This window comes from Actinomadura chokoriensis, from assembly GCF_041463665.1.
Lineage (GTDB): Bacteria > Actinomycetota > Actinomycetes > Streptosporangiales > Streptosporangiaceae > Spirillospora > Spirillospora chokoriensis_A.
The window spans coordinates 116,889-128,669 of the sequence record NZ_JAXCEJ010000011.1 but is presented as its reverse complement, the minus strand read 5'-3'; the positions used below and the strand labels follow the sequence as shown (position 1 = coordinate 128,669).

The following is an 11,781-nucleotide window of genomic DNA, read 5'->3' as shown; positions in this document are numbered from 1 at the left end:
ATTGTGTTGATCATGCCGTTTCCTCCTCCCTGCCCGAGGCCGCCGTGAGACGCCGGTTGCCCCGATGGGCGGTGCCACTGGCGGTGACCATTCCTCTGACGCTCGCGACCGTGCTCTACCAGTGGACCCTCGGGCTGGAGAAGGCCGACCAGTTCGGCGGCGCGTTGGCGCTGCCGGCGACGATCGGGTCGGCGGCGTTGACGGTGTCCACATTGATCGTGGCCCTCCAGGCTCGTCACGACGATCAGCGCGCCGAAGACGACCAGGCCCTCGTCGACCTGGCCGAGGCCGTCCAGGCCCAGTGGCAGGACGAGGAACGGCGGCGGCTGCCCGGCAACAAGCCCTTGGTGATCGGCTGGGCGCAGACGCACCGGCGGGTGCAGGCCACACGGTCGGCGGTCTTCGGCGCGGGCACCGACGGTCACGGCCGAGACGGCGAGGGCGCCGAACTGGCCGACGCGCTGCTGGAGTTGCGGCACCGGCAGCTGGTGGTGATCGGGGAGCCGGGCGCGGGCAAGACGGCCCTGACGGTACGGACGCTGCTGGAGTTGTTCACACGGCCCGAGCTGGACGCGATCCCGGTGCTGTTCCCGCTGTCAGCGTGGAATCCCGAGATCAGCCTGAACACGTGGATGGCCGAACGCCTCGCCGAAGACCACGGTTTCTCCGAGGCGACCGCGCACCGCCTCGTCAGCCGGGTTCTGCCCCTCCTGGACGGCCTCGATGAGATCCCCTCGTCACTGCGGCCCGACGCGCTGCGCGGGATCGACCGGGAGCTGAGCAACCGCCCGTTCCTGCTCACCTGCCGCAGCGAAGAGTACGAGAGGGCGGTGACGGACTCCCGCGCGTTCCTGTCCCGTGCCCGCGTGGTCGAGGTGGAGTCGGTCGAGCACGAGGATGCCATCGCGTTCTTCAGCGACGCCCAGATGGAGGGCGAGGCGCGCTGGGAGCCGATCGTCCGGCACCTGCGCGAGCACCCCGAGGCCCCGCTCGCCGAGGCACTGGAAACCCCGCTGATGGTCGACCTGCTGCGCACCGTGTACCGCACCCACGTCGAACCGCCCGCCGAGCTGCTGGACGCCGAGCGTTTCCCCGACCGCGAGTCGATCGAGCACCATTTGCTCGACAGCCTCATCCCCGCCGTCTACTCCGACCGCAACGCCGACCGCCGCTACCGCCCCGACCGCGCCCGCCGCTGGCTGACCACCCTGAGCAGGAACATGGCCGCCTGGGGAACGCGCGACATCGAGCTGTGGCGCCTGCGCTCGCCGGCCGTCCCGGTTCTGGTCGGGCTGCTCCTCGCCTACGGCGGGTGGAGGCTTGGGGAGCTGGTGTTCGGCTGGACCGGCGGGCTGTGGCTCGCGGCGGCACTGGGCACGGCCGGAGCGGTCACCGCTCTCATCTCCGGTTCGGAGGTCCCGGTGAACGCCCGCCCCGCGACCGAAGCGGGCACCCTGCTGCGCTGGAACGGCGTCGTCGCGGTCGGTTGGACCGCACTGGTCGGCGGCCTGACCGGCAGCCTGGTGGCGACACTGCTGGCCGACTACCACGACCTGGCCAGCACCGGCTGGGTGCTGGCGGCCGTGTTCGCGCTCAGCGCGGCGCTCAGCACCTCCTGGGGCGCCTACCACATCTCCCGGCTCTGGCTGGCGCTGCGCGGTCGGCTGCCGTTCCTGCTCATCCGGTTCGTGCAGGACGCCCACGAGAACGCCGCCGTGCTGCGCCGGGTCGGCGCCGTGTACCAGTTCCGCCACGCCCGGCTCCAGGACGCCCTCACCGCCCAGGCCCGCGTCGTGGCCGGCGAGCCGCGCCGCCTGCCCGGGTGGACGTCGATCGTGCCGGGCAACTGGCTGCGGACTCCGGTGCTGCGCCTCGGCGTCCTGGTGGTCGCCGCGTGCGGCGCGTTCTGGGGATTCGCATGGGTCGTCCAGGCGGACAGCGTGTCGATCGTCGCGGGCCATCGCCCCAGGGCGATCGACTCGTCCGTCTGCACCCCCGGCGACTTCAACCAACCCTGCAGCAAGGGCACGACCCTCGCGTGGGAGCGGCTACGCACCGGGCAGCCGCACACCACGGCCTTCGAGATCACCGGGCGCAGCCGTGCCCCGGTGAAGTCATGGAGAGGAGACTGGTCGGTCGAGGGATGCCAGGGCTCCGCCGTCGATGCGACGATCAACGCCGGAGGAGCGACCAGCACGGAACGCCTGATGGCCGGGCGGCCCAGCCCGGACTGGCCCTGGCCGAAGGCCGGCCGGAACGCGACCCGCTTCACCCTCACGCTCACCCGCGTCGACACCCGGCCCTGCGCACTGACGGTCAAGTGGCGATCACCGGGAATCTTCCGCGACCCCTTCCACGACTTCTGGCAGCGCGTCAAAGGCGAGGACGGATAGCGTTCCGCCTTACGCGGCGGAGCCGGTGAGCACGGCGACTACTCGTCCCGGAAGCTGACGCAGCATCCGGCGGTAGGGGCGTCGCCGCAGGAAGTCCCGCAGTTCGGTACCGCTTCGCGTCCGGTCACCGGGGGCGAGGAGGAAGGATTGAATCACTCTCGACGTCCATTCGATCAGCTCGTCGGCGCCCCGGGTCAATCTCGGTCCTCGCCGCCGGGGTCGCCGACGACGGGTGCGGGCCCGTTCCTCCGGAAGCCGGCGGCCGTTCCGCCGACGCTCGCGACGACCAGCGCGACCACCAGGACCCAACCGGCCACGAGGTCGAGCGCCGACTTCGGCTCGACCAGCCGTTCCTGGGCGCCGACCGCGAACATGACGACGAGGTTGAACAGCGCGGCGACCGCACCGGCCACGGGAGTCCAGCGGCCCGGCGCGAGGGCGAGCAGGCAGGCGGCCAGCACGATGGCGACGAGACCCGGCGGGATCGGCGGGGTGTCGGTGAGCCCCGCCGCCTCCAGGACGACGAAGGCGACGCCGGCCGTGAGGAGTGCGGCGAAGGTCACCTTGCCGGTGACGGAAAGGCCGGTGAGCTGGACCATTTGATGCCTTTCGATGACGGGACCGACCCCGCGAAGGGCCGGTCGGCGATGGGTTACGACGCGCTCACCGCAGGAGGCGGCGCGGGGTCACGATGCCCGTCTCGTAGGCGAAGATGACCAGCTGGGCGCGGTCGCGGGCGGCGAGCTTGGTCATGACGCGGCTGACGTAGGTCTTCGCGGTCGTGGGGGTGACGCACAGCCGGACGGCGATCTCGGCGTTGGTCAGGCCCTCGGCGACCAGGCCGAGCACCTCGCGCTCCCGGCAGGTCAGCCCGTCCAGGCTGGGGGCGGCGGCCTGCGGGTCGACGCGCCCGGCCAGTTCGGCGATGAGGCGGCGGGTGACGGACGGGGCGACCAGCGCGTCGCCCTGCGCCACCACCCGCACGGCCCGGATCAGCTCCGCGGGGTCGATGTCCTTGAGCAGGAAACCGCTGGCCCCGGCGCGCAGCGCCCCGTAGATGTACTCGTCCAGCTCGTAGGTGGTCAGGATGATGATCTTCAGGTCGGCGTGCGCGGGGTCGGCGGCGAGCCGCCGGGTGGCCTCGATGCCGTCCAGGTCCGGCATCCGCACGTCCATGAGGACGACGTCGGGGCGCAGCGCGCCGCACTGCCGCACGGCGTCGGCGCCGTCGCCCGCCTCCCCGGCGACGGCGATGCCGGGCTGCCCCTCCAGGATCGAGCGGAAGCCGACCCGGACGAGGGTCTGGTCGTCGGCCAGCAGGACTTTGATCATGCGTTCTCCCGGAGCGGCAGCCTGGCGAGGACCTGGAACGCGCCGTCGCCGCACGGCCCGGCGCGCAGGTCGCCGCCCAGCGCGGCGGCGCGCTCGCGCATCCCGCGGATGCCGTAGCCGGTGCCGCTCCCGCGCGCCGCGCCGGTGTTGTCCACGCGGATGTGCAGGTCTTCGGAGTCGACGCGGATGCGGACCGTGGCCTCCCCGGTCCGCGCGTGGCGCGCGACGTTCGTCAGCGCCTCCTGGACGATCCGGAATGCGGCCAGGTCGACCTCGGCGGGGACGCGCTGTCCGGTGCCCTCCACGGTGGTGCGGACGTGGAGCCCGGTGCGGCCGGCGGTGTCCACGAGGTCGGGCAGGCGGGCCAGGCCAGGGGCAGGGGCGACGGGGTCGGTCTCGTCGGCCTGCCGCAGCACGCCCAGCGTGGCGCGCAGTTCGCGCCCCGCGTCCCGGCCCGCCTCCCGGATCACGGTGAGGGTGTCGACCAGCTCGGCGCGGAGGCCTCGATCGTCGCGGCGGGACCCGCCGGTGAGGTGGAACAGCGCCGCGCCGGCCCGCACGTTGATCACCGAGATGTTGTGGGCGAGCACGTCGTGCAGCTCGCGGGCGATGCGCATCCGCTCCTCGGTGGCGCGCCTGCGGCCGTCGGCCTCCCGGCTCCGCTCGGCCTCGGCGGCGCGGCGCTCCACCTCGGCCAGGTAGGCGCGGCGGTTCCAGGCGACCCCGCCCGCCGCGAGCACCGCCACCAGCCAGCCGGCCACCAGGACGGAGTTCTCCTGCTGCCCGGGGGTCGAGCCGGAGCCGCGCAGGATCATGCCCATGATGCCGATCACGGCGAGGACGATCGCCGCGGGCAGCCGTCCCTCGGCCGCGGTCGTGTAGAGGGCGACGATGTAGGCGACGAAGACGGGGCCGCCCGACTCGCCGAGCGCGCCCGACACCGAGGTCAGCAGCAGCGTCAGCACGAGGACGGTCACGGGGTGGCGGCGGCGCAGCACGAGCGCGGCGCACGCGGCGACGGCGGCGGCGACCTGGCCGGGCAGCGGCGCGGGCCCGTCCTGGGTGAACGCCGAGCCGAGCACGAGGGCCAGGGTGACGGCGGCGATCGCCGCGTCCAGGAGCAGGCCCGCCGACGGACGGTGGAGCCTCATCGCACCCCTTCGGGAAGAGAGCCGCGGCGACAGTATACATAGCTACTATTTCGCCGGGTGTCTCCCCCGGTTGACATCGAGGTGTCAACCGGGGGCCGACGACAGGGCCGGCGCCGCTGCGTGAAGATCCCGGGTATGAACGCCGAGACGCTCGACCTCGCGCGGCTCCAGTTCGCGATCACCGCGGGCGCGCACTTCCTGTTCGTCGCGCTGACGCTCGGACTGGCCCCGCTGGTGGCCGCCGTCCAGACGCGCGCCACCGTGTCCGGGAGCGAGACGCACTGGCGGATGACCCGGTTCTGGGGCCAGCTCTACGTGATCAACTACGGCATGGGCATCGTCACCGGGCTGGTGATGGAGTTCCAGTTCGGGTTGAACTGGAGCGGGCTGACCACGGTCGCCGGGGACGTCTTCGGCGCTCCGCTCGCGATGGAGACGCTCGTCGCGTTCTTCCTCGAGTCCACCTTCCTCGGGCTGTGGATCTTCGGCTGGGGGCGGATCAACCGGTGGGCGCACCTCGCGCTGATCTGGGTCGTCACGCTCACCGCCTACGTCTCGGCGTACTGGATCATCGCCGCGAACGGCTGGCTGCAGAACCCGGTCGGCGCCGAGCGGCACGGGGGCCGGATGGTGCTGGTGGACCGCGCCGCGATGCTCACCAACCCCGACGCGCTCATCGCGCTGGCGCACGTGCTGGGGGCCGGGCTGCTGACCGGCGGGTTCTTCCTCGCCGGGATCAGCGCGTTCCACCTGCGGCGCGCCACCGCCGACCTGGAGCTGTTCCGTCGCTCGCTGCGCACCGGGATGATCGTGGCGGTGCCCGCCGCCCTGTTCACCCTGGGCGTCGGCTTCAACCAGTTCGCGGTGGTCGACGAGCACCTGCCGATGAAGTACGCGGTCAGCACCGGCGACACCGCCGAGCAGGCGCGGCTGCAGGCCGAACTGGCCGCGAAACTCGGTCCCGGCGACTACAGCCCGCCGGACTGGATCGGCGTCCCGGCCGACCTGATGATCCAGCTCGGCATGGTGCTGTTCCTCCTGGCGACGGTGAACCTGGCGCTGGCGTACCGGCGCCGGGCGGGGATCGTCACCCGGATCTCGCGGCGGCTGCTGACCTGGTCGATCCCGCTGCCGTTCGTCGCCGTGCTCTGCGGCTGGCTGTTCCGCGAGGTCGGCCGGCAGCCCTGGACGATCAACCAGATCCTGCGGACCGAGGACGCGCTGTCGCCGTCGGCGTCGGCCGGCAGCATGCGGCTCACGCTGATCGGGTTCACCGCGCTGTTCGCGGTGCTGATCGCGCTGGACGCCTGGCTGCTCGGCCGGTTCGCCCGGCGCGGACCCGACGGTTCGGCGCTCGGCGCGGCGCCGGAACCGGCCGCGGAGCCCGAACCCGTGCCGAACTTCTGACGCCGCCCCACGCCGCCCCACGCTGACGCCGCCCACGCTGACAGGGAACTCTCATGGACGTCCTCGCCATCGGCCTCCTCGCCTTCGCAGCCGTCGGCTACTTCGTGCTGGCGGGCACCGACCTCGGCACGGGCATGATGCTGTTCTTCCTCGGCCGCGACCCCGCGGAGCGGCGCCTGGTGATCGCCGCGTTCGCCCCGTTCTTCCTCGGCAACGAGATCTGGCTGGTCCTCACCGCCGGGCTCCTCGTCGGCCTCTTCCACGAGCTGGAGGGGGAGCTGTTCGGCGCGCTGTTCGGCACCGTCGCGGCGCTGCTGGCCGGGTGGGTGATCCGCGACGTGGGCCTGTGGCTGCGCGGCCGCCTGGACGCGCCGCGCTGGCGGCTCTTCTGGGACGGCGCCATCGCGGCCGGGAGCTGGACGGTCACCGGCGCGTGGGGCTGGATCGTCGGCTCGGTGCTGCTGTACCGGCTCGACCCGGAGACCTCGCCGTTCCCGCTGATCGGCGTGGCGGCGGCGTGGGCGCTGTTCGCGCTGCACGGCCTGGCGTTCGCCTCGCTCCGGCTGCGCGGCGCACCGCACGAGCGGGCCCGGACGGTCACCGGCCCGTCCGGGGAGCAGGTCACGTTCGCCCTCACCTCGATCGGCATGGCGGTGATCCCGCTGGTGCTCGGTGCGCGGCTCCCGCTGCGCGACACCGTGACCGAGTCGGCGGAGTTCGTCGCCGGGACCACCGCCGCGGTCCTGCCCGTCCTCGTCGCCGCCCAGATCTGGACGTGGTGGATCTTCCGCCGCCGCGTCACCGCCCCCGGATACCTGTGAGAACCCGGCCGTGACCGCACCCGACCTCCCTGGAATCGACCGCCGGCGGCTGCTCCGCACCCTCGCGCCGCCGGCGGTCGTCCAGGGGGCCCTGGTGGTCGCCCAGGCGGAACTGCTGGTCCGGGCGCTCGCCCCGCCGGACCCCGGCCCGCTCCCCTGGCTGGCCGGGGTCGTCGCGCTGCGCGCCCTGGTGTCCTGGGCGACCGCGGGGGTCGTCCACCGGGCCGCCGCGCAGGTCAAGGCGGACCTGCGCGCGGCGCTGCTGCACGCCCGCGGCGGCCCCACCCTGATCGTCCGGGGCCTGGACGCGCTCGACCCGTACCTGACCGGCTACCTGCCGCAGCTCGCCATGGCCGCCGTCGTGCCGCCGCTGGTGCTGGCGCGGCTACTCGCCGCCGACCCGGTCGCCGGGTTGACCGTGCTGGTCACGCTGCCGCTCGTCCCGGTCTTCGGCGCCCTGGTCGGCCGGCACACCCGCGACGCCACCCGCGTGCAGTGGGAGCGCCTCGACCGCCTCGGCGGCCATTTCCGCGACGTGGTCGCGGGCATCCCGACGCTGCGCGCGTTCGGCCGGACCGCCCACCAGGAGGGCGAGGTGCGGCGGATGGCGGACGCGCACCGGCGCGCCACCCGCCGCGTGCTGCGCACCGCGTTCCTGTCGGCGCTCGTGCTCGACCTGGTGGCGACGCTGTCGGTCGCGCTCGTCGCCGTCCCGATCGGGCTGCGCCTGCTGGACGGCGGCGTCGGCTACCGGACGGCGCTGCTGGTCCTGCTGCTCACGCCGGAGGTCTTCCTGCCGCTGCGCTCGCTCGGGAGCCGTTTCCACGCCGCCGCGGAGGGCCTCGCGGTCGCCGAGGAGACCGCCCGCGTGCTCGGCCGCGCCGAACCCGAGCCCGCCGGGCGGATCGCGCCGCCGCGCGGCGACATCAGGCTGGAGAACGTCAGCGTCCGCTACGGCGACCGGCCCGCGCTCGACCGGGTGTCGTTGGTGATCCGGCGGGGCGAGGTGGTGGCCCTCACCGGTCCGAGCGGAGCGGGCAAGTCGACGCTGCTGGCGGTGCTCCTCGGTCTCACGGCACCCGACGAGGGCCGCGTCCTGGTCGGCGGGATCGACCTGCGCGACCTCGACGTCGCCGCGTGGCGGCGGCAGGTCGCCTGGGTGCCGCAGGTGCCGCACCTGTTCGCCGAGTCCGTGGCCGCGAACGTCCGGCTCGGCATGCCCGGCGCCACGGCCACGGCGGTGCGGCACGCGCTGGCCGACGCGCACGCGCGGGAGTTCGTGGACGCGCTGCCGGCCGGCGACGCTACGGTGCTCGGCGAGCGGGGGGCCGGGCTCTCGGCCGGGCAGCGGCAGCGGATCGCGCTGGCCCGCGCCTACCTGCGCGACGCCCCGGTCCTGCTGCTGGACGAGCCCACCGCACGGCTCGACCCGGACAGCGAGCAGGCCGTCGTCCACGCGGCGCGGCGGCTGCTGCGGAACCGGACCGCGGTGCTCGTCGCGCACCGTCCCGCCCTGCTGGACGACGCCGCCCGGGTGGTCCGGCTGAGCGAGGGCCAGATCATCGAGGAGGTGCGCCGGTGACCGCGGCGGCCGTGCTGGCGGGGGTCGCGGCGCGGCTCTGCGCCCTGGGCCTGACCGCCTCCGCCGCCTGGCTGATCGCCCGCGCCGCCGAGCGGCCGGACCTGTCGGCGCTGGGCCTGGCGATCGTGGCGGTCCGCGCGTTCGCGTCCGCGCGCGGATTCTTCGGGTACCTGGAGCAGCTGGCCGGGCACGACGCCGCGCTCGGCCGCGCGGCCGGGCAGCGGGTGCGGCTGTACCGCTCGCTGGCACACGGTCCCGTCCAGGCGGGGCCGCGCGACGGCGAGGCGCTCACGCACATGGTCTCCGACCTGGAGGCCGGTCAGGACATCCGGCTGCGCTGCGCGCTGCCGTCGATCGTGGCCGGGATCGCGGGCGCGGCGGCGGTCGCGTTCTGCTGGGCACTGCACCCGGCGTCGGGCGCGGTCGTCGCCGCGGGCACGCTCGTGGCGGGCCTCGCCGTCCCGGCGGCGGCGGCCGCGGCGGCCCGCGGCCTCGGCGCGCGGCTGGCCGCCGCGCGCTCCGACCTCGCGGTGCGGGTCATCGACCTCACCGACGGCCGTGCCGACCTGCTGGCGTTCGGCGCGCTGGACTTCGCGGCGGCCGCCGCGGAACGCCAGGCGCGGCGGCTGGCGCGGATGGAGCGCGCCGGCGGCGCGGTGTCCGCCGCGGCGCTGGCGGCCGGCACGGCGGTGCAGGGGCTGACCGCCCTCGGCGTCGCCTGGGCGGCGGCCGGGACGGGCCAGGTGACCGCCGCGGTGCTCGTGCTGACCGCGCTCGTCGCGCTGGACGCCGTCCAGCCGCTGATCCCGGCCGCGCAGCGCTACGTCGAGCTGCGCCCGGCGGCGGCGCGGGTACGGCGGCTGCTCCGGCCGGCCGCCGACCTCCCGCCCGACGGGCGCCCGCACCGCCCGGCCGTCCCGGGACGCGTCGCGCTGCGCGGCGTCCGGGTGCGCTACGGCGACGTCCCCGCGCTGGACGGGGTCGACCTCGACCTGTCCCCGGGGCGCTCGGTGGCCGTGCTCGGGGAGAGCGGCGCCGGCAAGTCGACGCTGCTGGCGGTGCTCGCCGGGCTCGTCCAGCCGAGCGAGGGCCTCGCGCTGCTGCGTCCGGCGCGCGGGATGTACCAGGACGCGCACCTGTTCGGGACCACGGTCCGCGGCAACCTGCTGATGGCGAGGCCGGACGCCGGGGACGCCGAGCTGCGCGCCGTCCTTGACCGGGTCCGGCTGACCGGCTGGCTGGACGCCCTCCCCGAGGGCCTGTCGACCCCGCTCGGCGCGGGCGGGCAGGGCTTGTCGGGCGGGCAGGGCTTGTCGGGCGGGCAGCGCCAGCGCCTGCTGCTGGCCCGCGCCCTGCTCGCCGACCCGGAGGTGCTGCTGCTCGACGAACCCACCGAGGCGCTGGACGCCGGTACGGGACGTGCCGTGCTCGCCGGCGTGCTGCGAGCACGGCACGGGCGGACGACGGTCGTGGTCACCCACCGGGAGGACGCGCTCGACCTGTTCGACGACATCGTCATCATGGCCCGCGGCCGGGTCGAGCTGCACGACACCGGCGACCGTCAGCCGATGGGCCGGGCCTTCCCCTCGGCGTGAGCGTGGACCAGCTCGTAGGCCCGGTCGCCGATCTTCGGCCCGAACTCCTGGGACGCCCGCACGGCGGACGGGAAGTGGACGCCGCCGAGTACCCGGCTCCACGCGCACTGGCTCACCCATTCGCTCCAGGTGTTCCAGCTCAGGACCGTGTCCGCGGCCGGAGTGATGCCGGGCTCGGTGAGCGAGGACCCCTTGGCGAAGCGGAAGGAGAGCGTGATGTCGTCGGTGCCGAAGACGCGCCGTCCCGCCTGCGCGGCGGACGCGCAGACGGAGGTCGAGCCGGACGGGTACTCGGTGTGGTCGGGGACGTCCAGGTAGCTCTGCCACTCCTCGCCCGGCATGTCGGTGACGGTGCCCTTGCCTGGACCGCCCCACGCGGTAACCCGCTTGCCGCGGTACAGGAAGCGGATCGCGCTGAACGGGCGCACCGCGTTGTACTTGTACTTGGCGTACCACGACGTGATGAGCGCGTCGAAGCCCGCGACGTCGGTGGCGGCCGTGTGCTCCACGAACGTGTCCAGCGACGCGTGCTTGTTCAGCGCGATCATGCCGACGGAGAACCCGATGCCGCGGAACTTGTCGTCGAAGAACTCGGCGATCATCTTCTTCCGGTCGTCGAGCCCGGCGGACGCCGCCAGCATCTGGTCGGCCTGCTCCCTGTACCCCTTCTCGTTGTGCCGGTAGTCGCTGTTGTGCGGCGGCGGGGGGACGAACTGCTTCGGGCTGTCGTAGCTGAACGGCTTGGTGACGCTCATCTGCGGCGTGATGAACTGCTGGACCTGGAAGACTCCGTTGCCCTTGGTCACCACGGCGGGCTGCCAGTGGGACGGGTCGGTCAGCTTGTAGGCGCTGTTGACGGGCCGGTACCCGAGGTAGTCGGCGTACGGCTGCCGGTTGTACCGGCGCCCGCCCTCGTCGCCGAGCTGGTTCATGCCGTCGTGCGCCCGGCCCCGCACCACGGCGTTGCCCGCCATGTTGCCGATGCCGACGGCCGACGTGGTGTTCTCCCGGTCGTCGTCGGGGTCCAGGCCGACGCTGCTGATCATCTCGCGCCATTCGCCGGACGCGGCCGGGACGAGGCTCTGGTAGACGCGGTAGGACGCGTACAGCAGGGCGATGTTCTTGTTCCGGTTGGTGGCGCCCTCGGAGGCGGGGCGGCGGCCGAGGTCGGAGTAGAGCCCGACGGCCCGCTCCCGGTACGGCGCGATCGCGTCGAACTGGGCCACCGCGGCCATGGCCGCGATCCGGAAGACGAGGGTGGCGTCGTTCCCCTTGGGGGACACCTGGGTCTTGATGACATGCCCGACGCGGCTCCACAGCACGTCGGTGATCGCGTTGCCCCGGTCGAAGTCGAAGTCCGCGGCCCGCGCGGACGAGCGGTCGTCCATCGCGGGCAGGACGCTCACCGTCCCGGCGGTGAGCCCGGCGGCGCACAGCGCGGTCACGCGCAGCCCCCGGAATCCTCGGGTTCTCTTCCGGTCGGACATTTCCTTCCGCCTT

9 protein-coding genes are annotated in these 11,781 nt (G+C 74.0%); 5 read left to right on the top strand and 4 right to left on the bottom strand.

Features of this window, described 5'->3' with window-relative positions; all coding sequences use genetic code 11:
* The first annotated feature begins 83 nt into the window (after window positions 1-83).
* On the top strand, window positions 84-2,393 hold the full coding sequence (locus SM418_RS18930; protein ID WP_371942343.1) for an NACHT domain-containing protein: 2,310 nt from the start codon (window positions 84-86) through the stop codon (window positions 2,391-2,393).
* A gap of 194 nt (window positions 2,394-2,587) precedes the next feature.
* Here the strand turns inward: SM418_RS18930 and SM418_RS18925 are convergent, their stop codons facing one another.
* From SM418_RS18925 to SM418_RS18915, 3 genes are all read right to left on the bottom strand, one after another.
* A complete protein-coding gene (locus tag SM418_RS18925) occupies window positions 2,588-2,992 on the bottom strand; it encodes a hypothetical protein (protein ID WP_371942344.1) in 405 nt (134 codons plus the stop codon).
* Between the two features lie 64 nt (window positions 2,993-3,056).
* A complete protein-coding gene (locus SM418_RS18920) occupies window positions 3,057-3,725 on the bottom strand; it encodes a response regulator transcription factor (protein WP_371942345.1) in 669 nt (222 codons plus the stop codon).
* Window positions 3,722-4,876, bottom strand: a complete 1,155-nt coding sequence (locus tag SM418_RS18915; RefSeq protein ID WP_371942346.1) for a sensor histidine kinase — start codon at window positions 4,874-4,876, stop codon at window positions 3,722-3,724. Before SM418_RS18915 ends, SM418_RS18920 begins: the two co-directional genes overlap by 4 nt.
* 135 nt (window positions 4,877-5,011) lie before the next feature.
* Between SM418_RS18915 and SM418_RS18910 the strand changes: the two genes are divergently transcribed.
* The 4 genes from SM418_RS18910 to cydC are packed head-to-tail and all read left to right on the top strand — an operon-like array spanning window position 5,012 to window position 10,281.
* Window positions 5,012-6,283 (top strand): cytochrome ubiquinol oxidase subunit I, encoded by a 1,272-nt coding sequence (locus SM418_RS18910; protein WP_371942347.1) that lies wholly within the window; start codon window positions 5,012-5,014, stop codon window positions 6,281-6,283.
* Between the two features lie 53 nt (window positions 6,284-6,336).
* Window positions 6,337-7,104 (top strand): cytochrome d ubiquinol oxidase subunit II, encoded by a 768-nt coding sequence (locus SM418_RS18905; protein WP_371942348.1) that lies wholly within the window; start codon window positions 6,337-6,339, stop codon window positions 7,102-7,104.
* Between the two features lie 10 nt (window positions 7,105-7,114).
* Complete coding sequence (gene cydD, locus SM418_RS18900; protein WP_371942349.1) at window positions 7,115-8,686, top strand: thiol reductant ABC exporter subunit CydD; 1,572 nt, start codon at window positions 7,115-7,117, stop codon at window positions 8,684-8,686.
* The gene (gene cydC, locus SM418_RS18895) at window positions 8,683-10,281 is read left to right on the top strand and encodes a thiol reductant ABC exporter subunit CydC (RefSeq protein WP_371942350.1); all 1,599 of its coding nucleotides are present in this window, start codon (window positions 8,683-8,685) and stop codon (window positions 10,279-10,281) included. The genes cydD and cydC overlap by 4 nt, the downstream gene beginning before the upstream one ends.
* Here cydC and SM418_RS18890 read toward each other — a convergent pair.
* Entirely contained in the window at window positions 10,248-11,768 is a 1,521-nt protein-coding gene (locus SM418_RS18890) for a vanadium-dependent haloperoxidase (RefSeq protein ID WP_371942351.1), read from the bottom strand. The genes cydC and SM418_RS18890 overlap by 34 nt on opposite strands.
* Window positions 11,769-11,781 lie beyond the last annotated feature (13 nt).

Excerpts from the sequence above, each read along its gene's own strand:
- SM418_RS18925 (WP_371942344.1), bottom strand. The coding sequence starts at position 2,992 with ATGGTCCAGCTCACCGGCCTTTCCGTCACCGGCAAGGTGACCTTCGCC.
- SM418_RS18905 (WP_371942348.1), top strand. The coding sequence starts at position 6,337 with ATGGACGTCCTCGCCATCGGCCTCCTCGCCTTCGCAGCCGTCGGCTAC.
- SM418_RS18920 (WP_371942345.1), bottom strand. The coding sequence starts at position 3,725 with ATGATCAAAGTCCTGCTGGCCGACGACCAGACCCTCGTCCGGGTCGGC.
- SM418_RS18890 (WP_371942351.1), bottom strand. The coding sequence starts at position 11,768 with ATGTCCGACCGGAAGAGAACCCGAGGATTCCGGGGGCTGCGCGTGACC.
- SM418_RS18910 (WP_371942347.1), top strand. The coding sequence starts at position 5,012 with ATGAACGCCGAGACGCTCGACCTCGCGCGGCTCCAGTTCGCGATCACC.
- SM418_RS18915 (WP_371942346.1), bottom strand. The coding sequence starts at position 4,876 with ATGAGGCTCCACCGTCCGTCGGCGGGCCTGCTCCTGGACGCGGCGATC.